Raw genomic sequence first — 26051 nt, 5'->3', positions numbered from 1 at the left:
TGCTTCACCCTGCGGCTCCACCCCGTCAAGGGGACCTGCCGACCTGGCTCGCCGGCCCTCCCTCGGTAGGATTCCGGAGTGGACCTGGCGGGCGCGCGCGACGCGCGGATGGACTGGCGGGGCGGCGCGATCTTCCGCCCCGTCCGGACCGGCAACACCTTCGAGGAGACGGTCGAGCGGCTCCTGGAGGCGATCAAGCTGGGCGTCCTCGCGTACGGTGACCGGCTGCCGCCGGAGCGTGAGCTGGCCGGCCGGCTGAACGTGAGCCGGGAGACCCTGCGCGAGGCGATCCGCTCGCTGCAGCTCGCCGGCTGCGTCGAGTCCCGGCGCGGCCGCTACGGCGGCACCTTCGTCACCTACCGGCTGCCGCCGCCCGACCCCGGCGACCTGCGCCGGGCCGTGCAGGACATGGGCGCCGGGCTGGAGGACGCGCTCACCTACCGGATGGTGCTGGAGACCGGCGCCGCCGAGCAGGCCGCGAGACGCCCGCTCACCGAGGAGCAGCGCGCCTACCTGCGGGAACGTCTCGCCGACCTGGAGAACGCCGCCCCCGAGGAGTACCGCCAGCTGGACTCCCGCTTCCACCTCGCGATCGCCGAGCTCACCGGCTCGCACTCGCTGGCGGCCGGCATCGCCGAGAGCCGGATGCGGCTGAACGACCTGCTCAACGCGATACCGATGCTGGAGCGCAACATCGACCACGCCTCGGAGCAGCACCGCACGATGGTGGACACCATCCTGGCCGGCGACGCCGAGGGCGCCAGGCGCTGCACCGAGGAGCACCTGGAGGCCACCGCGGCCCTGCTGCGCGGGTTCCTGGGCTGACCGGGTGGACCGGGATCCGGGCCCGGCGGGGCGGCGCCCGGCGGGCCGCCGGGGCCACTACGGCAGCGGAGTGACCCGGGTCACTCCATCGATGCGTAACGCCTCGGACTCCGGGAACGATTAGTCGAACGGTGCTTGCCGCGTGGAGGATCCCTGATCCGTCACACACTCCGTGCGCGGCGGAGCCGTTTCATGCCCACTGCACCGAGAGGCCACTCGTGTCGCCCAGCCCGTCCCGCACGCTTCCGCATCGGATCGCTGAATCCGCGTCCTTGATGGCACTCATCGAGCGCGGCAGGACCACAGGACACATCACCGGCGATGAGGTGCGCCAGGCTTTCGAGGCCGACAACATTCCGACCACGCAGTGGAAGGTCGTCCTCCGGAGCCTGAACCAGGTGCTCGACGAGGACGGGGTAGTCCTGGCGGTCCGACCTGCACAGGAGCCCAAACCAGCTGCTGGAGACCCGAACCGGCGCTCTGTCAAGAAAACCGTAGCCACGCGCGCTACCCCTGTCAAGAAGATCACAGCGGCCCCCGTGGAGGCCTCCGACGAGGCCTCCGGGGCGCCCGCCGAGGCCGCCTCGCCGGTGAAAAAGGCGGCCGCGGCCAAGAAGGCGGCCCCCGCGAAGAAGGCCGCCGCGGTGAAGAAGACGGCCGCGAAGAAGACCACCCCGGCCGCCGCCAAGAAGACCGCGGCGAAGGCCGGCCCGGAGGACACCTCCGCGGCCGAGCCCGCCGCCGAGGACGACCTCTTCGACGAGGCCACGGCCGGCGAAGCCGGCCAGGAGCCGGAGACCCCCGGCATCGGCAGCTTCGTCCTGTCGGACGACGACGAGGACGACGCCCCCAAGGTGCAGGTCACCACGCCCGGCGCCAGCGCCGACGCGGTGAAGGACTACCTGAAGCAGATCGGCAAGGTCTCGCTGCTCAACGCCGAGCAGGAGGTGTCGCTGGCCAAGCGCATCGAGGCCGGCCTGTTCGCGATGGAGAAGCTCGCCTCCGGCGAGGAGCTCACCCCGGTGTTCCGGCGCGAGCTGGAGCTGATCGCCGAGGACGGCCGGCGCGCCAAGGACCACCTGCTGGAGGCCAACCTCCGCCTGGTGGTCTCGGTGGCCAAGCGCTACACCGGGCGCGGCATGCTCTTCCTGGACCTGATCCAGGAGGGCAACCTCGGCCTGGTCCGCGCGGTCGAGAAGTTCGACTACACCAAGGGTTTCAAGTTCTCCACCTACGCCACGTGGTGGATCCGCCAGGCGATCACCCGCGCGATGGCCGACCAGTCCCGCACCATCCGCATCCCGGTGCACATGGTCGAGGTCATCAACAAGCTGGCCCGCCTGCAGCGCCAGATGCTCCAGTCGCTCGGCCGCGAACCCACCCCGGAGGAGCTGGGCAAGGAGCTCGACCTCACCCCGGAGCGGGTGATCGAGGTGCAGCGGTACGGGCGTGAGCCGATCTCCCTGCACACCCCGCTCGGCGACGAGGGCGACAGCGAGTTCGGTGACCTGATCGAGGACACCGAGGCCGTCAAGCCCGCCGACGCGGTCAGCTTCACCCTGCTCCAGGAGCAGCTCCGGGCGGTGCTGGAGACGCTGGCCGAGCGCGAGGCCGGCGTGGTCTCGATGCGCTTCGGCCTCACCGACGGCCAGCCGAAGACGCTGGACGAGATCGGCAAGGTCTACGGGGTCACCCGTGAGCGGATCCGCCAGATCGAGTCCAAGACCATGTCGAAGCTGCGCCACCCGTCGCGCTCCCAGGTGCTGCGCGACTACCTGGACTGACCGGGCCTCCCGGACGTACGGGCCCCGGCCGGATCCTCCCGGCCGGGGCCCGGCCGCGTGCGGTGCCGGGACGCCGGGGCCCGTACGCGGGCGGCCGGGAGGGGCGGGTCCGGGGGCGGGGAGGGTCCGGGCGACGGCCGGGCCGCGGGGGGACATGAGAAGGGCCCGGCCCGGACCACCCTGCGGTGGTCCGGGCCGGGCCCGGAAGAACTGGAGCGCCGGGCCCGATTTGAACGGACTCTCCCTACTGAAAGTAGGGCGTGCTCCACCAGCACCTCCGACGCCTGCCAGGAAGATCTCTCTTCCGACACCGAGAACATTACCAGGTCGTGGCGGTCCTCCCGTACCGGCGGGGCGGCGGCCCGGCCCCGGCCGGCCGGGCGTCAGCGGCCCGGCGGCCGGACGGAGTTCAGCCGCCCTTCACCGGGCGGGCCCGCCGCCCGCCGTCACAGGTGCTTGGCGATCTCGGGCAGCAGCTCCTTGAAGGTGCGGCCGGCGGCCGGTTCCCCGATCGCGGTCAGCTGCCAGCCGGTGCCCGCCCGGTGGACCTTGGCCATGATCTGGGCGGTGTACGGGCCGCCGCCGGTGAGGGTGTAGCGGGCCAGCTCCGTGCCGTTGCTCTCGTCCACCAGACGGCAGAAGGCGTTCTGCACCTCCTGGAAGGTCTGCCCGGTGAACGAGTTGACGGTGAAGACGATCTGCTCGACCTGCGCGGGCACCTTCTGCAGGTCCACCACGATGGACTCGTCGTCGGCGCCCTGGCCGGCCCCGCCGGTCAGGTTGTCGCCGCTGTGCCGCACCGAGCCGTCCGAGCTGGTCAGCTTCTGGAAGTAGACCACCTCGACCGGCTTGCTGCCCGCGAACAGCACGGCCGAGGCGTCCAGGTCGATCTCCCTCGGGAGCAGCTTGGCCAGGAACCCCTTGCGCGGCGAGGCCTTCCAGCCGAGGCCCATCCGCACCACGCTGAGCGCCCCTCCGCCGGCCTTCTCCAGGCTGATCCGCTGTCCCTTGCCGAGGTTGACGGTCATGAGTCCTGCTCTCCTTTTGTCGGCCGACGGTCGGACGATGCGCTTGTGCACCGGCTCGGGCCACCGGTGCGCCGGGCGGCCGGCGGCGGGCCCTGGCCGGGGCCCGCGGTACCGGTCAGACGTTGACCCCGTAGTCGGAGGCGATGCCCCGCAGACCGGAGGCGTAACCCTGGCCGATCGCCCGGAACTTCCACTCGGCGCCGTAGCGGTAGAGCTCGCCGAAGACCATCGCGGTCTCGGAGGAGGCGTCCTCGCTGAGGTCGTAGCGGGCCACCTCGCTGCCGTTGGCCTGGTTGACGATCCGGATGAAGGCGTTGCGGACCTGGCCGAAGTTCTGCAGCCGGGCGTCGGCGTCGTAGATCGACACCGGGAAGACCACCTTGGTGACGTTGGCCGGGACGCTCGCCAGGTCGACCTTGATCTGCTCGTCGTCGCCGTCCCCGCCGCCGGTGAGGTTGTCGCCGCTGTGCTCGACCGAACCCTCCGGGCTGCGCAGGTTGTTGAAGAAGACGAAGTGCTGGTCGGAGACGACCCGTCCGGCGTCGTTGCACAGCAGGGCGCTGGCGTCGAGGTCGAAGTCGGCCCCGGTGGTGGAGCGGACGTCCCAGCCGAGGCCCACGATGACCGCGGTCAGCCCCGGGGCCTCCTTGGTCAGCGAGACGTTGCCGCCCTTGGCCAGCGAGACTCCCATGTTGCCCTCCTGGGGATTCCCCGTGCCGGGCCCGGAACGCCCGGCTCTCTGTGGTTCGGGGATCATAAATCTACAACACTGTAGAGAACAGGAGAATCTGTCCGGCCGTCATCGGGCCCGACCGGTACCGGCGATGGCGGCGCCCGGCGCGACACCGGCAAAAGCCGGGCAAAGGCCCGGCAAAGATCCAGGCCGGACCGGTCAGTAGGATGGACAGCGCGCCCGAGCAGGACCGGGCGGCGAGACCGGAGGGAGAGCCCGGCATGGGCACCGAACAGCAAGCGCCCGCCGAGCACCCGCGGGTGCGCAGGCGCGGGCAGGGTGAACTGGAGGCGCAGGTCCTGGCGGCCCTCCAGGCGGCGCCCGGCCCGGCCACCGCGGTCTGGGTGCAGCAGCACCTCGGCGACGGGCTGGCCTACACCACGGTGATGACCATCCTGTCCCGGCTGCACGCCAAGAAGGCCGTCTCCCGCAGCCGTTCGGGCCGCTCGTACGTCTGGCGGGCCGCCTCCGACACCGCCGGGCTGGCCGCCCTGCGGATGCGCCGGGTGCTGGACAACGAGGCCGACCGGGACGCCGTGCTGGCCAGCTTCGTGAGCACCCTGCTCCCCGACGACGAGAACCTGCTGCGGGCCCTGCTGGACAGTGCCGTCGACGACGGAAGCTGACCCCCGTGGGCGTCTTCGTCTTCCTCCCGCTCGTGCTGCCGCTGACCGCGCTGCCGATCGCCAGGCTGGCCGGACTGCACCTGCACCCCCGGACGGCCGCCCGGCTGCTGACCGCGCTCAGCGTGGTGATGGGCGTCTGCAGCACGCTCTGCCTGGGCCTGCTCGGCGTGATCGGCACCGCCCAGATCCCGGGCAACCCGCTGCCGGACAGCTGGTCGGCCCCGGAGGTCCGGGACGTGGTGCCGTTCCACGAGGCGGTCGGGTTCGGCAGCATCGCGCTGCTCTGCGCCGTCGCGGTGGCCTGCGGCGCCACCCTGGTACGCCACCTGCGGGTCCGGCGCCGGCTGCGGCACGCGCTGGCCGCCGTCCCGCACGAGCGGGACGTCGCCGTCCTGCCGGACCGCACGCCGTACGCCTACGCGCTGCCCGGCCGGCCCGGGCGGGTGGTGGCCTCCACCGCGATGGCCGCCGGCCTGGCGCCGGACGAGTACCGGGCCCTGCTCGCGCACGAGCGGGCCCACCTGACCCACCGCCACCACCGGATCCTGCTGGCCACCCGGCTGGCGAGCCGGGTCAACCCGTTCCTGCGCCCGCTGCAGGCCGCCGTCGCCTTCGGCGCCGAGCGCTGGGCCGACGAGGAGGCCGCCGAGGCGGTCGGCGACCGGCGGCTGACCGCGCGCGCGGTGGCCAACGCCGCCCTGCTGACGCACCGGGCCGGCGGCCCGCACACCCCGCCCGGCCTGGCCGCCTTTGCCGCGCCCGGCCCCGTGCCGCGCCGGGTCGCCGCCCTGCTGGGGCCCGTCCCGGCGGCCGGCGGCTGGCCGCCCGCGCACAGTCCGGCCGGTCTGGCGGCGATGGTCGCGGCGGCGGGCACGGCGGCCTCGGCGCTGTCCGCGGTGAACGCGGCGGTGGCCCTGCTGCTGGTGCTCAAGGCCGCCACGCCGCTCTAGGTCGTGTCTGACAATTCCCGCCGGGCGCCCGGGGGGCGAGCCGTCAAGGCCGGCCCCCGGAACGGGCCCGGCACCCCCGGCAGGCCGGAGCCCCGGGCGGGCCTTCGCAGCCGCCCGGGGCTCCGGCGCCCGGTCACGGCCGGCGGCGCGGGATCCCGGCCTCGAAGGTGCGGAAGCCGCACTCCTGCTGCCACTCCAGCTCGGCCTTCGGGCTGCCGGCCAGCAGCGCCGCGCAGGCGGCGCCCGGGTGGTCGGTGCCCGGCTCGTCGCCCGCGCACTCGGCGGCCGGGCGGTAGCCGTCCCGGTCGGCCCACAGGCTGCGCCCGGGCAGGAAGGCGTACTCCAGGGACGCCCTGGCCAGGTCGCGCAGCGCCGGGTAGTCGAGGTCGTACGTCAGCGCGGCCCGCTGGTACTCCATGGTGATGTCGCCGCGGGAGACCCCGGGGTCGTCGGTGGCCAGGGCCACCGGGACGTGCGCCGCCCGGTAGCGGGGGAAGGGGTGCTCGGGCCCGCTGACGCCGAGGATCTGCGCGTTGCTGGTGAGCGGGACCTCGATGGCCACGTGACGGTCGGCCAGCAGCCGCAGCAGCTCCTGCGGGTCGTCCTCGTACGCCAGGTCGACGCCGTGGCCGATCCGCTCCGCGTGGCCGGTGACGACCGCCTCCCGGATGTGGAAGCGCAGGTCCTCGGGCTTGACCAGGCCGGGCACCAGCTCCCCCGCGTGCAGGGTGATGTGCGCCTCGGGGTAGACGCCGTGCAGGTAGTCCAGCATCTGCATCTGGAGCCGGTAGTTCTCCAGCGCGGCGGGCGCGTCCTCGGGCTGGACCAGGTTGACCGCCACGAACCGCGGGTCCTGCCGGGCCAGTTCCATGCCGACCAGCAGCTGGGTGAACACCCGTGCCGGGGTGGAGGCCCGGGAGGCCTGGGAGATGAACCGGACGGTCAGCGCGCAGCCCGGCGCGGCGCCCGGCCCGTCGCAGTGCGAGGTCGCCCGGTACTCCGCCTCGGTGGCGTCCGCCTCGGCGATCGCCGTCCTGACCACCTGGCCGAGCCCGTCGTCGGCGAGCAGCTTCTGCCGCAGGGCCTCGAAGTCGCTGTCGAAGCCGACCTTGGCGGCGAGCGCGGCGGCCGCGTCCGAGGCCGGGGTGAGCATGGTCTCCAGGTAGGACTGGTGCTGGCCGGCGGCCGAGTCGGCGACCTCGGCCAGCAGCCGGCCCGGGTGGGTCCAGGAGGCCGGCCCGAACTTGCCGAAGGTGGCGAAGAAGTGGTCGTGGCCGGACTCGGCGCCGGGGACGAAGTCCTGCATCGACCAGGCCCTGATCACCTGCAGCCGGAAGTCCTCGTCGGTCAGGGTGTCGGCGGCCGGCCGGCTGCCCTCGGCGCAGGGCGCGAAGGCGGCCGTGGAGGTGGCCCGGTCGATGCACAGGCCCTCGTCGACGGCGATCTGCAGCAGCAGTTCGGTGGAGGCGGCGCCGGCCAGGTGGTTGTGCAGGTCGCCGCCCTTGGGCAGGGCTTCGAAGAAGGCGCGGAGCTCGGCGGGCCGGTCCCGGATGCTGTGCAGGTACCGGGTGACGCGGTCCTCCGGGGCCCCGCCCGGCCGGGCGTCGGCGGAGGCGGAGGCGGGGACCAGGGAGAGGAGCAGGGCGGTGCCGGTCGCGAGGGCCGCGGCGGCGGCTCGGCGTGTGCGGATCATGGCCGCATCCTGGCCCCGGGCCGTCCGGCTGCCGGGTGCGACAGGCCGACGGGAGCGCGAGGTCAGCCGATCGCCGGAGCGCGCGGCCCGTCCGCCGCGACGCGCCCCCCGGCCGCCACGGGGGCGGTGCGGGGGCGGTGCGGGGGCGGTGCGGGGGCGGTGCGGGGGCGGTGCGGCGGAGGCCTGCTGACGGCCCGTCGGCCGGGAAGCCGGCCGGCTCAGGCGCCGCCGGCCGACGCCGGCGCGGTGCGCATCGCCCGGTAGCCGGCCAGGATGGCGCGCAGGCCGGTCTCGAAGGCCTGGTCCGCGCGCTCGCGGCCGGCCGGGACGGCGTCCAGGGCGGCGGCCAGCCGGGGGGCCGCGTCGCGGGCCACCGCGTCGACCATCACCGGCGGGGCGACCAGGTCGAGGGCCGAGCCGAGGACGAAGCTCTCCAGGGCGGTGATCACGCCCATCACGTCGGCGGCGGCGAAGCCGGCGTCCTCCAGGGCGACCACGGCGAGTTCGTACATGGCGTGCATGAAGGGCTCGGAGAGCGGGGCGGTGGCCAGCACCCGGACGATGCCGGGGTGCTCGGCGAAGGCGTCCCGGTAGGAGCGGGCCCAGACGGCGAGCGCCTCGTCCCAGGGCAGGTCCCAGACCGTGCGGCCGCCGATGGTGCGGACCAGTTCGGCGCGCATCATCGCCACGATCTCGGCCCGGCCGGCGACGTGGTGGTACAGCGCCGAGGGGCTGACCTGCAGTTCCTTGGCGAGCGCCGGGATGGTGAGGTCGCCGGACCGGTCCACCAGCCGGAACGCGGCGTCCACGATCCGGGCGCGGTCCAGCAGTGGTGTGCGCGGCCTGCCCATGCCGGTTTCCCTTCGTCCGGTCGACCGTGGCCGACGATCTCCGTCACCCAAATGTTACTGAATGACTTTCAATAAAACTCTTCCGCACCCTCGGATGCTCCGCCTACGTTAACCGAACCTCATTCAGTTCCACAGGGAGGACGCAGCGCCCATGCGTGCAGACACGCTCTTCACCGGCGGCCGGATCCACACCGGCGACCCCGGCGACCCCGTCACCCACGCCCTGGCCGTCAGCTCCGGCCGGGTCAGTGCCCTGGGCGACGCGGCCCTCGCCCTGCGCGGGCCCGGCACCGAGGTCGTCGACCTGGCCGGCGGGTCGCTGCTGCCCTCCTGGGGCGACGGGCACGTGCACCCGCTGCTCGGCGGCATCGGCCTGCGCGGCGTCCCCGTCCGCGACTGCACCAGCCTGGACGAGGTGGTCGAGGCCGTCCGCCGCTGGGCCGGGGAGAACCCCGACGCCGAATGGATCCGCGGCGACGCCTTCGACCCGTGGCTCGCCGAGGGCGGCCTCTTCGACGCCCGCCTGCTCGACGCCGTCGTCCCCGACCGGCCCGTCCTGCTGCGCACCATGGACCACCACACCGGCTGGGCCAACACCGAGGCGCTGCGCCGGGGCGGCTTCACCGCCGGCTCCCCGCAGCCGGAGAACGGCGAGGTGGTCCGCCGCCCGGACGGCGAGCCGCTCGGCACCCTGCGCGAGTTCGGCGCCCTCGACCCGCTGCTGCGGCTCGTCCCCGAACCGGGCCCCGAGGAGCAGCTCGCCGCCCTGCGGGACACCACCGCCGCGCTGGCCGCCGCCGGGATCACCTGGGTGCAGGACGCCTGGGTCGAGCCGGCCCAGGTCGGCGTCTGGATCGCCGCCGCCCGGGCCGGCGCCCTCTCCGTCCGGGCCGGCCTCGGCCTGCTGCTGCAGCCGGACGGCTGGCGCGAGCGGCTGCCCGGGCTGGCCGCCGACCGGGCCCGGGTGGCGGCCGAAGGGGCCGGGCAGCTGACCGCGCACAGCGTGAAGTTCTTCGCCGACGGCGTCGTCGAGTCCGGTACGGCCGCCCTGCTGGAGCCCTACGCCGACTGCCCGCACTCGCACGGCAGCGCCAACTGGCGGCCCGCCGACCTGGCCGACGCGGTCACCGCCGTCGACGCGCTCGGCTTCCAGCCGCACATCCACGCCATCGGCGACCGCGGCGTCAAGCTCGCGCTGGACGCGATCGAGGCCGCCGCCCGCCGCAACGGCCCGCGCGACCGCCGCCCGGTGATCGCGCACGTCCAGCTGGTCGACCCGGCCGACCTGCCGCGCTTCGCCGAACTCGGGGTGATCGCCAACTTCGAGCCGCTCTGGGCCCAGACCGACCCGCTGATGACCGAGCTGACCCTCCCCCGGCTCGGCCCCGCGCGCGGCGCCCGGCAGTACCGGATCGCCGCGCTGCTCGCCAGCGGCGCCCGGGTCTCCTTCGGCAGCGACTGGCCGGTCACCCGGTACGAGCCGCTGGCCGGCATCGCCACCGCCGTCACCCGGCAGACCCCGCAGGGCGTGCCCGCCGGCGGCTGGCTGCCCGAGGAGCGGATCTCCCTGACGCAGGCGCTGACCGCCTACTCGGCCGGCGTCGCCCACCAGGCCTTCGAGGACGAGCTCTGGGGCGTCCTGCGCCCGGGCCTGCGGGCCGACCTGGTGCAGCTGGCCGCCGACCCCCACACCGTCCCGCCCGGCGAGCTGCCCGGCGTACCCGTGCTCGGCACCTGGCTCGGCGGGCGCCCCACCCACCGGACGGCGCTCGCGCCGGCCGGCGGTTGACGGCCGTCGGTTGACGGCCGGCCCGCCCGGGCCTCCCCCGCCGCTCCGGCGTTCCCCCTCCCCCGGCACCCCGCACCACCCCCACCACCCGGCACCACCCGGCACCACCCGGCACCCGCCCCCGGCCCGACCTCCCCGCGTCCGGCCGGCGGCTCGCCCACCCTTCGTTCGTACGACAAGGAGAGCTCCCCCATGCATCTGCCCTCCGACGCAGCGGCCCCCGCCGCACCGACCGGACGCCCCGACGGCCCGCACAGCTCTGACCGCCCGCAGGGCTCCGCCCACCCGCACGGCTCTGACCGCCCGCACGGCTCCGGTGCCACCGGCGGCCGGAAGCTGGACGGCGGCATCCTCGGCGTGGGCGACATCGTCTTCTTCGTCGTGGCCGCCGCCGCCCCGCTGACCGTGATGGCCGGCGTGGCCCCGTTCGCCATCGCCTTCGGCGGCATCGGCGCCCCGGTCGCCTACCTGGCCACCGGCCTGGTGCTGGCGCTCTTCGCGGTCGGCTTCACCGCGATGACCGCGCACGTCAAGAACGCCGGCGCCTTCTACGCCTACGTCACCCTCGGCCTCGGCCGCCCGGCCGGCCTCGGTGCGGCCCTGCTCGCGGTCTTCTCCTACAACGCCATCCAGATCGGCATGTTCGGCGCCTTCGGGTACTTCGCCCGGACCACCGCGAACGACCTGCTCGGGGTGGACCTGCCCTGGCCGGTCTGGGCACTGGTGGGCGTCGCGGTGGTCTGGCTGCTCGGCTACCGCAGCATCAACCTGGGCGCCAAGGTGCTCGGCGCGCTGCTGATCGCGGAGACCGGGATCCTGCTGGTGCTGGCCTGCGCGGTGCTGGCCCGGGGCGGGGCGCACGGGCTGAGCCTGGCCGGGCTGGCGCCGGGCAACGTCCTCCAGGGCGGGATGGGCGGTGTGCTCGGCCTGTCCTTCGCCGCCTTCGTCGGCTTCGAGGCCACCGCGATCTACCGCGAGGAGGCCCGTGACCCGCAGCGCACGGTGCCCAGGGCGACGTACCTGGCGATCGCCTTCCTGGGCCTCTTCTACACCTTCATCACCTGGATGATCATCCAGGCCTTCGGCGACGGCGAGGCCGTGCAGGCCGCCACCGCGGACCCCTCGGGGATGTTCTTCACCGCGATGACCCACTACGTGGGCGGCTGGGCCACCGACCTCCAGCGGGTGCTGATCGTCACCAGCCTGCTGGCGGCGCTGCTGGCCTTCCACAACACCATCACCCGCTACGGCTACGCGCTCGCCTCCGAGGGCGCCGCCCCGGCCGCGCTCGGGCGGGTGCACCCCCGGCACGGCTCGCCGTGGATCGGCGGCATCGCGCAGTCCGTCCTGGCGGCCGCCGCCGTCCTGGTGGCCCGGGCGGTCGGCGCCGACCCCTACAACCAGTTCTTCCTCCGGGTGAACTCGCCCGGCGTGGTCGGCATACTCCTGCTCCAGGCGGTCGCCGGGCTCGCGGTGTTCGCGTTCTTCCGCAAGAACCCCGGGCCGGCCTCGGCCGGCCGGCTGCGGACGGTGGTGGCCCCGCTGGCCTCGACCGTGCTGCTGTGCGGCGCGACGGTGCTGGTCTGCTGGAAGCTCGACCTGTTCACCGGCGCCGGGCCCGAGGTCAACCGGCCGCTGATCGCGATCGTCCCGGTGGTCTTCCTGACCGGGGTGTTCCTCGCCCTGCGGCTGCGGGCGCGCCGCCCGGAGGTGTACGCCCGGCTGGGGACCACCGGGGCCGACGCCGCCGACCGGCCGGCCTGAGGCCGCCGGGCCGGCCGGGGAACCCCGGGCGGGCGGCGGGCCGGGCGCGGGCCCCGGCCCGCCGCCCGCCACGCGCGCTCACCCGTTCGGCCCGCCCGCCCTGCGCCGCTACGCCGCACGGGTGAGGCTGCAGGGGAGCCACGCCCGCCGCCGCGCCCGGACGGCGCCCGGCCGCCGGGCGCGAGGACCCGGCCCGGACGGACCCGCCGGCCCGGACACCCCTGCCGAACGGAGTCGCATTCATGAAGGCCGCCGTCGTCAACGACTTCACCGCCCCGCTGGAGATCGAGGACCGTCCGGTGCCGGAGCCGGCCCCGCACCAGGTCCTGGTCCGGATCGAGGCCTCCGGGCTGTGCCACACCGACATCCACGCCGCGCACGGCGACTGGCCGGTGAAGCCGTCACCGCCCTTCGTCCCGGGCCACGAGGGGGTCGGCATCGTCGAGGCCGCCGGGGAGCTGGTCCGGCACGTGGCGGTCGGCGAACGGGTCGCCATCGCCTGGCTCGCGGACGCCTGCGGCCGCTGCGACCAGTGCGTCTCCGGCTGGGAGACGCTCTGCCTCCAGCAGCACAACAGCGGCTACTCGGTGGACGGCGCCTACGCCGAGTACGCGGTGGCGCACGGCGACTACGTCGTGCCGGTGCCCGAGGGGCTGGACCCGCTGGACGCGGCGCCGCTGTCCTGCGCCGGCGTCACCACGTACAAGGCGGTCAAGGACTCGGGGGCCCGGCCGGGCACCCGGGTGCTGGTCTCGGGCATCGGCGGGCTCGGCCACCTGGCGCTGCAGTACGCCCGGATCAGCGGCGCCGAGACCATCGCGGTGGACATCACCGACGACAAGCTGCGGCTGGCCCGTGACCTGGGCGCCGACCACGTGATCGACGCCCGGACGGCGGACGTCGCCGCCGAGGTCCAGAAGCTCGGCGGCGCGCACGCGGCGATCGCCCTGGCGGTCAACAACGCCTCCTTCCAGGCCGCCTACGGCGCGCTCCGGCGGAGCGGCACCCTGGTGCTGGTCGCGCTGCCCGCGGAGGGCCGGCTTGAGCTGCCCGTCTTCGACACGGTGCTGAACGGCACCAGCGTGATCGGCTCCATCGTCGGCACCCGCGAGGACCTGGCGGAGGTGTTCCGGCTGCACGCGCTGGGCCGGACCAGGGTGATCCGCGAGTCGCGCCGCCTGGACGAGGTCAACAGCTCCTTCGCCGACATCCTCTCCGGCCGGGTGACCGCCCGCCTGGTCTTCGACCTGCGCTGACCCGGCCGCGGCCGGGCGGCCCCCGGCGGGCCGGCACCGGACGAGCAGGCACCGGACGAGCAGCGGGGCGGGCAGGCACCGGGCCGGACGGACCGCCGGGCCGGCGGACGGCGGACGGCGGACGGCGGACGGCGGACGGCGGCCGGCGGACGGCGGACGGCGGCCGGCGGACGGCGGAGCGCCGGGCTACCGGACGATGAGGTCCAGCAGCCCGGCGCGGCCGCCCTCGCGCCAGGCCCGGCGCTGGCGCTGCGCGCCCGTCCCGGCCGCCAGGAAGTCGCCCAGCAGGGCCTCGGCCCGTCCGGTGTCCCCCGTCTCGGCGAGCCCGGGCGCCGCGTACGCCATCAGCTCCTCGACGACGGCGGCCGCCGGGCGGGCGAACGGGAGACCGGGCGAGGCCAGCCGGCTGTCGAGCCCGTTGTGGGCGGCCTGCCAGGTGGCGGCCCGCAGCATCTCCTCCTCAGGCCGCAGCGGCGGCACACCGGCGCGCTCCTCCGCCAGGGCCGCCGCCACCAGGGCCCGGACCAGGGCGGCGAACAGTTCGGCGTCCTGCGGCAGCAGCTGGACGTCGGCGGCGCGGACCTCGATGGTGGGGAACCGCTCGGACAGCCGCGCGTGCCAGTACAGGGCGCCGCGGTCCCGGATCAGTCCGGTGTCCTGCAAGGCCTGCACCCGCCGTTCGTAGTCGGCCGCGTCGCGGAACGCCGGGGGCTGGCCGCTGGCCGGCCAGCGGTCGAAGTGGATCGTCCGCCAACTCGCGAAGCCGGTCTCCTTCCCCTGCCAGAAGGGGGAGTTCGCCGCCATCGCGACCAGGACCGGGAGCCAGGGCCGGATCCGGTTGAGGACGGCGACCCCGCTCTCCCGGCCGGGGACGCCGACGTGCACGTGCATGCCGTTGAGCATGAGGTCGTCCACCAGCTGCGGGGCGTCGGCCCGCGCGGACAGGTACCGGGCGCGGTCGGTGACCGGGACGGGGGTGAGCCCCTGGAACGGCGCCGCGCCGACCGGGCCGATCCGGCAGCCCGCCTTCTGCGCCGCGGTGCCGACCGCCTCGCGCAGGCGCACCAGGTGCTCCGCGGCCTCCGCGAGGTCCTCGCAGACGGGCGTCGCCACCTCGACCTGCACCTGCAGCAGCTCGTGCTGGGCCTCCTCCGGCCCGAGGGCCGGCAGCAGGTCCGCGGCGGCCAGGACCTCGGCCGCCCGGGGCACCGGTACACCGCTCACCTCGTCGATGAGCAGGTACTCTTCCTCGATTCCGAAGGTCAGCATGGCGCCCGGCTACCCCGCCGGGCCCCGGTCAATCCGGCCCGCCCGCCCTCATGTCACGGGTTTTCGTCACCGGCCCATGTCAGCGGTTGACGTCACCGGTTCACGTCACCGGCTCCGGGGCGGGGCCCGGCCCGGGCACCGGGAAGGGACCGGGGGCGGGCTCCGGGGCGGGACCAGGCCCGTCCGGCCACGGCCCCGGGCCCGGCGCGGGCGGTGCGGGGGGCACCGGATCGGGACCGCCGGGCACCGGCAGCGGGCCGGGGAGCGGCCCGGGCCCGGGCCCGCCGGGGCCGGGGGCGGGCGTGGGGTTGGGGGGCACGGGGTCGGGCGGGCGGGTCATCGGCGGCTCCTCCGCAGTCAGGTCGGTTCCGGTGATCGTGCGCGGTGGCTGGGGTCCGGGGACGGCACGCGGGCGGCCCGGCCGGGGTGCCGGTGGCAGCGGGCGTCCGGCCGGGCCGGCCGCCCGGCCGGCCGCCCGCCGAGGGCGCGCCTACCCGGATTCGGCCGGGGCATGGCCGCCCCGCGCGGCCCGCTTCCGCGGCGACCCGTTCACGGTTTCGGGGCGGGTGCCTGCGGTCCCGGCGGCCCGTGCTGGGGCGCCTGCGGTCCGGGCAGCCGCGGGCCCGGCCCCGGCGGGCGGGCCGGGGCGGGCCGGCCCGTGCCGCCCGCCAGCACGTCCGCGAGCGCGGTGGCCAGGGCCAGCAGAACGAAGCCGATCGCGACGACCAGCCCCAGCTGGAAGGCGCCGGCCCAGTCCTGCGGGTGGCCGTCGAGCCGGGTGAAGAAGACCGCGCCGACGGCGGCGATGCCGGCGGCGGACCCGATCCGCTGGGCGGTCTGCAGCACGCCGCCCGCGCTGCCGGCCCGGGCCACCGGCACCTCGGCCAGGGTGAGCACCTGGTTGGGCGAGATCACCAGCCCGCTGCCGATCCCGGCCAGCAGCAGCGGCGGCGCGGTCAGCCAGCCGACCTGCGGGCCCGACCACAGGTGCACCACCCCGCCGGACACCGCCAGCCCGACCGCCACCAGGAGCAGGCCGGCCGTCACCAGCGGCCGGCCGAAGCGGTGCACCACCCGGCCCCCGACGGCGGCCCCGGCACCGGAGCCGAGGGCGAACGGCGTGATCGACAGCCCCGCCGCCAGCGCGCTGTAGCCCAGCCCGTTCTGCAGGTACAGCGTGAAGATGAAGAAGATCGCCGTGAACCCGGCGAAGTACGCCAGCGACAGCACCGTGCCCAGGGCGTACGACCGCGCCCGGAAGAGGTTCATGCTGACCAGCGGCTCGTGCCGGCGCCCGTACCGGCGCTCCCAGCCGGCGAAGCCGGCCAGCAGCAGGAGGGCCACCGGCAGCAGCAGCCACTTGGCCGGGCCCGGCCACTGCTGCTGCTCGACCAGGGGCAGCAGGAGCAGGACCGTCCCCGCGCCCAGCAGCAGGACGCCCACCGGGTCGAAGTCGCGGCCCGTGGCCCTGCCGGCCCGGGCCGGGCGGGCCGACGGCGGCGGGAGCAGCCGGTAGGCCAGCGGCAGCGCCACCAGCCCGATCGGCAGGTTGACGTAGAACACCCAGCGCCAGCCGTCCGCCGTGCCGAAGACCTGGATCAGCAGCCCGCCGAGCAGCGGGCCGACGGCGGTGGAGACGCCGATGGTGGCACCCAGCAGACCGAAGGCCCGGCCCCGCTCGGCGCCCTGGAACAGCTCCTGGATGAATCCGGAGACCTGGGGGACGAGGATGCCGCCGGCGACGCCCTGGACGAGCCGGGCCGCGATCAGCCAGCCCTCGTTCTGGGCGGCGCCGGCCAGCGCGCTGGTGAGGGTGAAGAGTGCCAGGCCGCTGATGAAGACGGCCCGCCGGCTGCGCGCGTCGCCGAGCCGGCCCGCCGGGACGAGGGCGAGGCCGAAGGTCAGCGCGTACCCCGAGAGCACCCATTGCAGGCCGCTCTCCGACAGGCCGAGCCCGGCCCGGACCGAGGGCAGCGCGACGTTGACGATGCTGACGTCGAGCAGCGTCATGAACCCCGCGACCAGGCAGACCGCCAGAGCCTGCCAGCGGTGGTCCCGTCCCCCGGCCCGGCCGGCCTGACCGGCCCCGCCGTGGAGCCCGGCGCTCATGCCGGCCGGCCCGCTGCCGCCCGCGGCTCGCGGTGGGCAGGTCCCGGCGCTCGGCGATCCCGGTTGGCCATGGTTCCTCCGTCCGGCGCAGGAGGCGGCGCAGCCCGAACGCGCGTGCGCCGCCCGTCCAGTGTCGGCCGAACGGCCGAACCCGGCTCGTCCAGCCGGGTGGACCGGCCGCGGGGACCGCCGGCCGGCCGGGTGCGCGGCCGGCCGGCGCGCCTCCCCCCGGGGGCCTCCGGGGCCGGGCCGCACCGGGCGGCAGATCGATGACATGAGGCGGCCCGGCCGGGGCAGACGGGTGCCGTGGCCCTGGACGCTCCGGGGAGCTCCGAGACGAGGGAGACCTCATGTCGTTTCTGTGGGCGATCATCGCCGGTCTGATCATCGGCCTGCTCGCGAGGCTGCTGCTGCCGGGCCGGCAACCGATTCCGATCTGGCTGACCATCCTGCTCGGCGTGATCGGCGCCGTGGCCGGGAACGCCCTCGCCAGTGGCCTGGGGGTGCGCGACACCGGCGGGATCGACTGGATCCGGCATCTGCTCCAGATCGGCGTGGCCGCCGCGCTGATCACCGTCATCAGCCCGGCCTGGGGCCGTCGCCGAAGCTGACCGGACCCCTGCCGCCCGGCCCCGCCGCCCCGCCCGGGCCGCGGGGCCGGCGGCCGTCCCGGCGGCAATTCCTGACCCGCCGGCAGTTTCTCCGTCGGCGAAGGAGTGCTGGGCGCGAAGAGGGGCAGGCGATGGACACCTGACGACTCCGCCGGAGGCTGCCGCGCATATGAACCCCCACACGAACCCGCCCGCCGAACCGCCCGCCGACCCGGCCGGCACCGCGTTCACCGGCCGTTCCACCGGGCCGGGCGCGACACCGGTACCGGGCCCGGCCACCCCCGCGGCCGCCGGCCCCGGCACCGGACCCGCCGCCGGCCACCCCCGGCGGGGTGCCCCGGTCGAGCGGTCGCTCCCGGCGCACCTGGCCGGCCCCGTCCCCCGGACCCTGCGGATGGTGCTCCGGTACGACCCCGGGGCGCCCTACGAGGTCTCGCTGAGCTTTCCGGCGCCCGCCGTGCTGGCGGACGGCCTGGAGGTCGAGGACGGCGGCCGGGCCGAGGACGGCATCGTCTGGACCGTCGCCCGGGAACTGCTCGCCGAGGGCGTGCACGAGCCCGCCGGCCTGGGCGACCTGCGGCTGCGCCCGGCCGGCGCGGGCCTGACCCGGCTGGAGTTCTACGGGGACGGCGGCGTCGCCCTCGTGCACACCGACACCGCCGGACTGGCCGCCTTCCTGGCCGAGGCCGAGGAGTCGCTGCCGGCCGGCGAGGAGCACCTGCGGATCGACTGGCCGGAGACCGTCGAGGCACTGCTGCGCCACGCGAACCGTTCCTAGTCCTCCGGTGCGCCTTCGTCGTTCCACGTCAGGCCCCGCGCGGGGCGCTCAGCAAGCGGTCTGCCGCCCGATCGCCCGGAGGATGTCGGCGAGCCAGACGAGTTGGTGGGCCACGGCCCGGTCCGGGTCGGCGGTGAGGTCCTGAAGGTGCTGCCAGGACTCGGAGAGCTGCCCGATCGTCAGCGTTCCGGGTTCGGTGGTGACGTCGTGGAGCGCGTCCGCGGGAACGGACCAGAAGTAGTCGTGTTCGAGCGCCACCGCGCCGCCGGCTGACGCTTCGACGTGTCGCAGCGCCAGCTCGAAGGCGTGCCGAAGCTGACCGAGCGGAATCTGCAGGGGTTCGCCGTCCATCGGCTCATTCTGCCGGTCGGGCGCCGGCGGACCGGAGCCCGGGGCCGGGCCCCGGGCGGGCCCCGGCCAGGAGCGGCAGCGCACGCGCGCGCCGGGGCGCGCCACCACCCCCGGGCCTCGCCTCCGGCCCCTGGGTTACCTGGCCGTCGGTCCGGCCGGACCCGCCTGACCCGCCTGACCCGCCCTAAGCTCCGAGCCGGGGCCGGGACCGGTGAGCAGGGCCGGCAGCCCGTCCAGCGAGCGGAGCGCGCCGGGGGTGCGGCCGCTCCGGTCCAGCAGGACGGCCGCCATGCCGGCCGCCCGGGCGGCCGCCACGTCCTCCACCGGATGGTCGCCGACGTGCAGGACCTGCCCGGGCGGGACGCCCAGCCGCTCGGCGGTCACCCGGTAGATGCCGGGGTCCGGCTTGTGGACGCCGCACTCGGCCGCCCTGACGACCACGGTGAAGACGCCGTCCAGGCCCAGCGGGCCGAGGTCGGTGGTGCCGTTGGTGGTGAGCGCGAGCGGCAGCACGGCGGCCAGCCGGCGCAGCACCTCCCCGGCCTCCGGGTGGAGCAGGGTGCGCTCGGCCCGCACGGCGACGAAGGACCGGTACACCTCCTCGGCGAGACCGGGGCGCTCGCAGCCGAGCCGCCGGGCGGACTCCGCGAGGGCGGCCCGGCGGATCGCGCCGAAACCGGCCCCGGGCATCCGCCGCGCGACCTCCTCGCGGACCTCGTGCAGCTGACCGACGGTGACGGCGCGGCCGCCGCAGGCCTCGGACAGCAGCCGGGCGGCGTGCTCGATCGCCGGCGCGAAGCCGGATCCGAAGTCCCAGAGGGTGTCGTCCCCGTCGAAGGAGAGCGCCGCGACGGGCAGGGGCATGGCATGGCTCCGTCCAGGTGTGTGTCCGCGCCGCACCCGCCGGCGGACGCCGGACCCACCGACCCTAGCCGAGCGGTGGCGGCCCGGCGCCGGTCGTGACCGGACCGGTTCCGCGTGCACGGGGCCGGTTCCGCTTCCGCCGGGCCGGCCCGCGTCCGGACCTGCCCCCGCCGGCGGCGGCGGGGGCAGGTCGGCACCGGCCCGGACGCCCGGTCCGGCCTGCCCGGCCGGCACCGGGGGCACCGGCGGGCGGAGTTCCGCGTCCGCTGACGGTACGTCGGCGGACGCGGCATGACGCCCTGCAACAGCGATGTGAAATGCACATGTTGAACGTCCGGACCGCATTGCGGGCGGCTTCCGGCGGACCCTACGGTCGCTCCCGGGGTCACCGGAGACCGCTCCCCGGCCCGGCGTGGGCCGGGCCGTACCCGGTCACCGTCCCCTCGCCCACCGTCCCACCCGCCCACCGGCGGCCGCACCGTCACGCACCGGCACGACCGACCGGCCCGGGGCAGCACGCCACCGGGCGGGCCCGGCCGTGCCCGGCGGGAGCGGACGGCCGCCCACCCGTCCACGAAAGGGACAGCCTGATGAGCCGGAACGACCGGAACCTCGTCGGACGGCGGGGATTCCTCGCCGGAGCAGCCGCCGTCGCCGCCGCACCCTCCCTGGGCGCCCTGGCCGCCGCCGCCCCGGCGGCGGCCACCCCCGCCGCTTCCGCCGCGCGCCCCAACATCCTGGTCATCCTCACCGACGACCAGCCCAAGCAGACCGAATGGGCCACCCCCAAGACCGTCGCCTGGCTCGCCGACCAGGGCGTCCGCTTCACCGCCGGCCACGTCGCCACCCCGCTCTGCGCGCCGTCCCGCTCGTCGATCTTCTCCGGCCGCCAGGCCCACAACCACGGCGTCCTCGACAACTCCTCGCCGTACAACCTCGACCAGCACACCACCGTGCAGCGCTACCTGAAGCAGGCCGGCTACCGCACCGGGCTGTTCGGCAAGTACCTGAACGCGTGGCACGCCGCCGACAACCCGCCGCACTTCGAGGAGTGGCTGCTGGAGAGCCCGGTCGTCTACAACGACGGGACGTGGAACGACAACGGCACCGTGCACGCCATCCCCGGCTACAGCACCACGGTGATCAAGAACCGTACGCTCGCCTTCCTCGACAAGGCCGCCACCGACCCGCGGCCGTGGTTCGCGTTCGTCGCGCCCAAGGCCTCGCACGAGCCCAACACCCCCGAGGCGAAGTACGCCGACACGCCCGTCCCGGCCTGGAACGGCCGGCCCGGCGTCACCGAGCCGGACCGCAGCGACAAGCCGGACTTCATCCAGAACGCCACCGGCACACTGGCGGACGCGCAGGCACTGCGCCGGCGCCAGCTCCGCACCTTGCTCTCGGTCGACGACGCCGTGCAGGCCTTCCACGACAAGCTCGCCGCGCTCGGCCAGCTGGAGAACACCCTGGTCTTCTACCTCGGCGACAACGGCTACACCTGGGCCGACCACGGCTGGCTGAAGAAGTCGGTGCCCTACCGGCCCTCCATCGAGGTGCCGTTCTACGTCTCCTGGCCGGCCGGCGGACTCGGCTCCGGCACCGTCGACAACCGGATCGTGGCCAACATCGACATCGCCCCGACCATCCTGGACGCGGCCGGCATCACGCCCGACACCCCGCAGGACGGCCACTCCCTGCTGACCGGCTACAGCCGTGACCACCTGCTCGTCGAGTGGTGGAAGCACGGCACGGCGGCGGGCGGCCCGCACACCTGGTCCTCCTACGTGAGCGGCACCGAGCAGTACACGGAGTACTACCAGATCCACACCGACGCGGCCGGCAAGCCCGCCGGCACCGGATCGGTGCTGTTCCGCGAGTACTACGATCTCGTCAACGACCCGCACCAGCTGACCAACAAGCTCTACCAGGCCACACCGCAGGACGAGCAGCAGCTCGGGATCCCGGCACTGGCCGCCGCCCTGGCCGCCGACCGCTCGGCCTGACCCGCCGGATCCGTGCCGCCGGGTCCGTCCCCCACCGGACCCCGGCCGGGCGGGCCGGAGCAGCGCGCTCCGGCCCGCCCGACGGCCGTCCCCGCCACCCCGACCACCCCTGGACGTACCGATGCCCGCCTGCTGCGCCCCGCAGAACCCCTCCTCCGGCCAGAACCCCTCCCCCGGCGAGGAATCCGCCGGCCCGGCGCTGCTCACCCTCGCGCTCCCGGCCGCCCGGCCGCCGGCCGGCCCACCGGCCCCCGCCGCGCCGCCGTCCCCCGCCGCGCTGCGGGCCGCCCGGGGCCTGCTCGACCTGCCCGGCGGGCACTTCCTGATGGGCACGGACGACCCGGCCGGCTTCCCCGCCGACGGCGAGGGGCCGGTCCGCGAGGTCGAGGTCGGCGCGTTCCGGATCGCCCCGGCCACGGTCACCAACGCCGAGTTCGCGTCCTTCGTCAAGGAGACCGGCCACACCACCGACGCCGAACGCTTCGGCTTCTCCTTCGTCTTCGGCGGCTTCCTGTCCGAGCAACTGCGGTCCGCCTCCAGCACGGTGGCCGGCACCCCCTGGTGGCACGCGGTGGAGGGCGCGGACTGGCGGCACCCCGAGGGGCCCGGGTCCGGCTTCGCCGCCCGGCAGAACCACCCGGTGGTGCACGTCTCCTGGAACGACGCCCAGGCCTACTGCGCGTGGTCCGGCACCCGGCTGCCCACCGAGGCCGAGTGGGAGTACGCCGCGCGCGGCGGCCTGGCCCAGCGCCGCTACCCGTGGGGTGACGAACTGGCCCCGGGCGGGCGGGAGATGCTGAACATCTGGCAGGGCGTCTTCCCGACCTCGAACACCGGAAGGCACCGCGGCACCGCCCCCGTCCGCTCCTACCGCCCGAACGCCTTCGGCCTCTACAACACGGTCGGCAACGTCTGGGAGTGGTGCGCCGACCTGTTCAGCCCCGACTTCCACCGCACCGGGCCGCGGACCGACCCGGCCGGGCCGCCGACCGGCACCGCGCGGGTGATGCGCGGCGGCTCGCACATGTGCCACGACTCCTACTGCAACCGCTACCGGGTGGCCGCCCGCAGCTCCAACACCCCCGACAGCTCCATCGGGAACATCGGGTTCCGGGTCGCCTCGGCCGCCCGCGGCTGATCCCGGACGGCCCGCCGGGCGCAGCACCACGTACCGCCCCCGGCGGGCCCGGTCACCAGCCGATCCCGATGGTGAGCCGGCTCGGCGGGTCGGCGTCCGGCAGGATCCGCACCGAGCTCTGGTCGTTGATGTCGTCGTAGGCGAACCCGTAGGCCCGGTGGCCGAGGCCGACGGAGTGGAAGAACCCGGCGTAGTCGTTCTTGGCGGTGGCGGCCGGGTAGTAGGCGCCCGGGACGTACCACTTGGTGGTGTCGAGCGCGACGCCCCGGTTGAAGGCGGCGCAGAACTCGGCGCCGAGCTCCAGTTCGGTGGTGTTCATCCCGGCCGAGGCGAGCGCTCCGGCGCAGGCCGTCACGTCGGCGGTGGTCGGCTTGCCCAGGAAGTACGGCCCGGCGCCGTCCTTGGTGAACTGCAGGCGCCCGTTGACCACCCGGCCGGTGAAGGTCTGGTTGAGCCGGGTCAGGGTGAACTGGTTCGCGGTGTAGTACGACCAGGCCTGGTCGATCACCGGCTGCAGGTAGCCGGCCTGGGCGCCGCCGGGACGGAAGGACGCGGCGCTGCGCGGCGCGGTGATCCGGTAGGGCGAGGCGAGCGGCCGGAAGGCCGGGCCGACCGCGGCGGTGTACTGCGCCCGGACCTGGTCCCGGGTGAGCGTGATGCCGACGGTCTGGTCGTAGCCGGTGGCGGCCTGCTCCAGCCGGGCGGTGACCGGGAACCCGAACATGTCGACCTGGGTGGTGTTGCCGCCGAACGGGATCACACCGTACCGGTAGGTGAACTCGTACCAGTCGAAGTACACGTCGGCGTTGGGGTCGGCGGGGTTCAGCAGGTCGGGGCCGCCCCAGCCGGCGTCGTCCGGCGAGATCGGGATGTACATCGGCGAGCCGACCGAGAGGTACATCCGGGCACCCTCCAGCCCGCTGGGCATGGTGACGGTGGCGGCCTGGGCGAGGGAGAAGGACATCGCGGCGTAGTTGCGGCCGTTCTTGGTGAGGTGGCCCGGGGCGTTCTCCTCCAGGTGGTCGATGTGCGCCAGGGTGCCGTTCGGCCGCAGGTAGGACCACTGGCCCGGGGTGGCCATGCCGAGGACGAGCACGTAGACCTGACTGTCCGGCCAGGTGCCGCGGGTGTTGTTCTGGAACACCACGGGGAAGGTGCCGGTGCCGCCGGGCGGGGGCGTGCCGCCACCGGGCGGCGGGGTGCTGCCGCCGGTGCCGGCCGTCCAGGCGAAGTGCGGGGTGTCGAAGAGCGGCCCGCCCTTCTCGTAGGTGAACCAGTAGTCGACGGCGGCGCCGGACGGCAGGCCCGTGACCGTCCTGGTCCAGGTGCCGGCGGCGTTGTCCATCCGGAAGTTCTGCTGGCCCGATCCGTTGACCAGGTAGTGGACGTCGACCAGGGCGGCGGGGGTGGTGGGTTTGAACCAGAACTGGGCCTGGCCGGTGCCGGCCGCGGTGACGCCCTGGGTGTAGTCGACGGCGGCGCCGGCGGGCGTGGCTCCCGCGAAGGCCGCGCAGAGCAGCAGCAACGCGGCCAGGAGCAGGCCCGGGGTGGAACGAAGGGACGGGGTCATGGCTTCCCTCGTGGGGTGGGGACTACGGGGACGTGGGGCTCGGGACATGGGGCTCGGGGACATGGGGCTCGTGCCAGGGGTCCGGAGCCCGGCGAGCAGGGCGGCGGGGGAACGGGGGAACGGGGAACGCCCGTCTCGGAACCCCGCCATCTGAGAGCGCTCTCAGCAGGAGAGTGGCGAGGAGCCCGTTGACTGTCAAGAGTTCTGACGGAAGCTCAGCCGCGAAGCAGGGCAAATCGCTCATTGGTCTTCAATTCTTCAAGGAAAGGCGCGCCTCTTTCGCTCGATGCATTGACACTCCGTCGCCCGCTCGGTACCAACAACCCCGAGAGCGCTCTCATCGACAGTCCCCCACCCGAGAGGCAGTCATGACCGCACCAACGGGCGCACGGCTCCGGCCGCGCCGCGTCAGAGCCCTGCTCGCCACCTTCTCCGCGGCCGCCCTGCTGGCCGTCGGACTGGCCGGCGCGATGAACGACGCCAACGCGGTCGTCCCGGCGCCGGCCGGATGGACGCAGATCTTCTCCGACGACTTCACCGGACCGGCCGGCACCGGCGTCAACACCACCAACTGGCGCTACACCACCGGCACCGGCTACCCCGGCGGCCCCGGCGGCTTCGGCACCGGCGAGGTCGAGACGATGACCTCCAGCACCGGCAACGTGTCCCTCGACGGCGCCGGGAACCTGCGGATCACCCCGGTCCGCGACGGTGCCGGCAACTGGACCTCCGGACGGATCGAGACCAACCGCGAGGACTTCCAGCCACCGGTCGGCGGCAAGCTCCGGGTCGAGGCCCGGATGCAGCTCCCGAACATCACCGGCGCGGCGGCCAAGGGCTACTGGCCCGCGTTCTGGATGCTCGGCACGCCCTACCGGGGCAACTGGTGGAACTGGCCGGGCGTCGGCGAGATCGACATCATGGAGAACGTCCAGGGCATCAACAACGAGTGGGCCACGATGCACTGCGGCACCAGCCCCGGCGGCCCCTGCAACGAGAAGAGCGGCATCGGCGGCCAGAAGGTGTGCAGCCCCGGCACCTGCCAGAGCGGCTTCCACACCTACGGCATGGAGTGGGACCGCAGCACCAGCCCCGAGCAGGTGCGGTTCTACCTCGACGGAGTGCAGTTCCACTCGGTGAGCGCCAACCAGATGGACGCCGGGACCTGGGCGGCCGCGACCAACCACGGCTACTTCCTGATCCTCAACGTGGCCATGGGCGGCGAGTTCCCGGCCGCCTTCGGCGGCGGCCCCGACGCGGGCACCGCCTCGGGGGTGCCGCTGACCGTCGACTACGTCGGCGTCTGGCAGGCGGGCCCCGGCGGCGGGACCCCGACACCCACCGCGACACCCACCCCGACCGCCACGCCCACCGGCACGCCCACGGCCACCCCGACGGGAACCCCGACCGCCACGCCCACCGGCACGCCGGTGCCCGGCAACCGGGACGCCTACACCACGATCGAGGCCGAGTCCTACGACGGACAGGCCGGCACCGTCCTGGAGGCCTGCAGCGAGGGCGGCCAGGACCTGGGCACGCTCGCCAACGGTGACTGGGCGCTCTACAAGGGCGTCAACTTCGGTACCGGTACGGCTCGCCAGTTCAACGCCCGGGTGGCGAGCGGCGCCGCCGGCGGAGTCAGCGGCTTGGTCGAGGTCCGTCTCGACAGCCGGACCAACGCACCGGTCGGCTCGTTCGCCGTCGCCAACACCGGCGGCTCGCAGAGCTGGCGGTCCGTGCCCGCCAACATCGCCGCCGTCACCGGCACCCACGACGTCTACCTGACGTTCACCAGCGGTCAGCCGGCCGACTTCGTCAACCTCAACTGGTTCGCCTTCGGCCACTGACCGTCCGCAGCCGGAACGTGGGGAGCGGCGGCCGGCCACCACCGGCGCCGCGCCCCACGCCGCGGGCACCGGTCCCCGCCCTTCGCCGGGGCCGCGCCGTCCCGGCACGCCGACGGCGGGTGGCCCGGCCGCCCCACAGCGTCCCGGCCACCCGCCGTCGTTCTCCCGACCGGCCCACACCGGTCGGTCCTCGACCGCGCGCCCTCGTCGGC

General features: G+C 75.0%; 21 protein-coding genes. 12 read left to right on the top strand and 9 right to left on the bottom strand.

The window, feature by feature from the left end; genetic code table 11:
* The first annotated feature begins 78 nt into the window (after window positions 1–78).
* Window positions 79–825 carry a FadR/GntR family transcriptional regulator gene (locus tag IE329_RS11115; RefSeq protein ID WP_229927356.1) on the top strand — a complete coding sequence of 249 codons (747 nt, stop codon included), beginning with the start codon at window positions 79–81 and terminating at the stop codon, window positions 823–825.
* A 218-nt stretch (window positions 826–1043) separates the two neighbouring features.
* Window positions 1044–2609 carry an RNA polymerase sigma factor gene (locus IE329_RS11110; protein WP_229927355.1) on the top strand — a complete coding sequence of 522 codons (1566 nt, stop codon included), beginning with the start codon at window positions 1044–1046 and terminating at the stop codon, window positions 2607–2609.
* A gap of 446 nt (window positions 2610–3055) precedes the next feature.
* On the opposite strand, the gene IE329_RS11105 is transcribed toward IE329_RS11110, so the two are convergent.
* Both IE329_RS11105 and IE329_RS11100 read right to left on the bottom strand, forming a co-directional pair.
* Complete coding sequence (locus IE329_RS11105; protein WP_190210697.1) at window positions 3056–3637, bottom strand: TerD family protein; 582 nt, start codon at window positions 3635–3637, stop codon at window positions 3056–3058.
* Window positions 3638–3752: 115 nt separating this feature from the next.
* A complete protein-coding gene (locus tag IE329_RS11100) occupies window positions 3753–4328 on the bottom strand; it encodes a TerD family protein (protein ID WP_190210696.1) in 576 nt (191 codons plus the stop codon).
* Between the two features lie 263 nt (window positions 4329–4591).
* On the opposite strand from IE329_RS11100, the gene IE329_RS11095 reads away from it, so the two are divergent.
* Both IE329_RS11095 and IE329_RS11090 read left to right on the top strand, forming a co-directional pair.
* Entirely contained in the window at window positions 4592–4996 is a 405-nt protein-coding gene (locus tag IE329_RS11095; RefSeq protein WP_073927218.1) for a BlaI/MecI/CopY family transcriptional regulator, read from the top strand.
* Window positions 4997–5001: 5 nt separating this feature from the next.
* The gene (locus IE329_RS11090; protein WP_190210695.1) at window positions 5002–5946 is read left to right on the top strand and encodes a M56 family metallopeptidase; all 945 of its coding nucleotides are present in this window, start codon (window positions 5002–5004) and stop codon (window positions 5944–5946) included.
* A gap of 133 nt (window positions 5947–6079) precedes the next feature.
* On the opposite strand, the gene IE329_RS11085 is transcribed toward IE329_RS11090, so the two are convergent.
* Window positions 6080–7639 carry an adenosine deaminase family protein gene (locus IE329_RS11085; protein WP_190210694.1) on the bottom strand — a complete coding sequence of 520 codons (1560 nt, stop codon included), beginning with the start codon at window positions 7637–7639 and terminating at the stop codon, window positions 6080–6082.
* Between the two features lie 218 nt (window positions 7640–7857).
* Window positions 7858–8490 (bottom strand): TetR/AcrR family transcriptional regulator C-terminal domain-containing protein, encoded by a 633-nt coding sequence (locus IE329_RS11080; protein WP_190210693.1) that lies wholly within the window; start codon window positions 8488–8490, stop codon window positions 7858–7860.
* A gap of 151 nt (window positions 8491–8641) precedes the next feature.
* On the opposite strand from IE329_RS11080, the gene IE329_RS11075 reads away from it, so the two are divergent.
* The 3 genes from IE329_RS11075 (at window position 8642) to adhP (ending at window position 13299) form a co-directional block, all read left to right on the top strand.
* Window positions 8642–10279, top strand: a complete 1638-nt coding sequence (locus IE329_RS11075) for an amidohydrolase (protein WP_190210692.1) — start codon at window positions 8642–8644, stop codon at window positions 10277–10279.
* A 192-nt stretch (window positions 10280–10471) separates the two neighbouring features.
* On the top strand, window positions 10472–12043 hold the full coding sequence (locus tag IE329_RS11070; RefSeq protein ID WP_190210691.1) for an APC family permease: 1572 nt from the start codon (window positions 10472–10474) through the stop codon (window positions 12041–12043).
* A gap of 242 nt (window positions 12044–12285) precedes the next feature.
* On the top strand, window positions 12286–13299 hold the full coding sequence (adhP, locus tag IE329_RS11065; RefSeq protein WP_190210690.1) for an alcohol dehydrogenase AdhP: 1014 nt from the start codon (window positions 12286–12288) through the stop codon (window positions 13297–13299).
* 186 nt (window positions 13300–13485) lie between these two features.
* Here adhP and IE329_RS11060 read toward each other — a convergent pair whose 3' ends face one another.
* Window positions 13486–14568, bottom strand: a complete 1083-nt coding sequence (locus IE329_RS11060; protein WP_190210689.1) for a carboxylate-amine ligase — start codon at window positions 14566–14568, stop codon at window positions 13486–13488.
* Window positions 14569–15117: 549 nt separating this feature from the next.
* A complete protein-coding gene (locus IE329_RS11055; RefSeq protein WP_190210688.1) occupies window positions 15118–16677 on the bottom strand; it encodes an MFS transporter in 1560 nt (519 codons plus the stop codon).
* A 350-nt stretch (window positions 16678–17027) separates the two neighbouring features.
* Here IE329_RS11055 and IE329_RS11050 point away from each other — a divergent pair, with 350 nt between their 5' ends.
* Both IE329_RS11050 and IE329_RS40500 read left to right on the top strand, forming a co-directional pair.
* Window positions 17028–17288 (top strand): GlsB/YeaQ/YmgE family stress response membrane protein, encoded by a 261-nt coding sequence (locus IE329_RS11050; RefSeq protein ID WP_190210687.1) that lies wholly within the window; start codon window positions 17028–17030, stop codon window positions 17286–17288.
* Window positions 17289–17457: 169 nt separating this feature from the next.
* Window positions 17458–18066 carry an SsgA family sporulation/cell division regulator gene (locus tag IE329_RS40500; protein WP_229927354.1) on the top strand — a complete coding sequence of 203 codons (609 nt, stop codon included), beginning with the start codon at window positions 17458–17460 and terminating at the stop codon, window positions 18064–18066.
* 48 nt (window positions 18067–18114) lie between these two features.
* Here IE329_RS40500 and IE329_RS11040 read toward each other — a convergent pair whose 3' ends face one another.
* Window positions 18115–18417 carry a hypothetical protein gene (locus IE329_RS11040; protein WP_190210686.1) on the bottom strand — a complete coding sequence of 101 codons (303 nt, stop codon included), beginning with the start codon at window positions 18415–18417 and terminating at the stop codon, window positions 18115–18117.
* A 135-nt stretch (window positions 18418–18552) separates the two neighbouring features.
* Window positions 18553–19281, bottom strand: coding sequence for an HAD family hydrolase (locus tag IE329_RS11035; RefSeq protein WP_190210685.1), 729 nt, complete (start codon window positions 19279–19281; stop codon window positions 18553–18555).
* Window positions 19282–19871: 590 nt separating this feature from the next.
* On the opposite strand from IE329_RS11035, the gene IE329_RS11030 reads away from it, so the two are divergent.
* Both IE329_RS11030 and IE329_RS11025 read left to right on the top strand, forming a co-directional pair.
* Window positions 19872–21284, top strand: a complete 1413-nt coding sequence (locus tag IE329_RS11030) for a sulfatase family protein (RefSeq protein ID WP_190210684.1) — start codon at window positions 19872–19874, stop codon at window positions 21282–21284.
* Between the two features lie 121 nt (window positions 21285–21405).
* Entirely contained in the window at window positions 21406–22422 is a 1017-nt protein-coding gene (locus tag IE329_RS11025; RefSeq protein ID WP_190210683.1) for a formylglycine-generating enzyme family protein, read from the top strand.
* A 52-nt stretch (window positions 22423–22474) separates the two neighbouring features.
* Here IE329_RS11025 and IE329_RS11020 read toward each other — a convergent pair whose 3' ends face one another.
* Window positions 22475–23992 carry a beta-1,3-glucanase family protein gene (locus IE329_RS11020; protein WP_190210682.1) on the bottom strand — a complete coding sequence of 506 codons (1518 nt, stop codon included), beginning with the start codon at window positions 23990–23992 and terminating at the stop codon, window positions 22475–22477.
* Window positions 23993–24360: 368 nt separating this feature from the next.
* Between IE329_RS11020 and IE329_RS11015 the strand changes: the two genes are divergently transcribed.
* Window positions 24361–25839, top strand: a complete 1479-nt coding sequence (locus IE329_RS11015) for a carbohydrate-binding protein (protein WP_190210681.1) — start codon at window positions 24361–24363, stop codon at window positions 25837–25839.
* Window positions 25840–26051 lie beyond the last annotated feature (212 nt).

This window comes from Kitasatospora indigofera, from assembly GCF_014655955.1.
Classification (GTDB): Bacteria; Actinomycetota; Actinomycetes; order Streptomycetales; family Streptomycetaceae; genus Kitasatospora; species Kitasatospora indigofera.
This window is presented reverse-complemented; position numbering and strand designations above follow the sequence as displayed.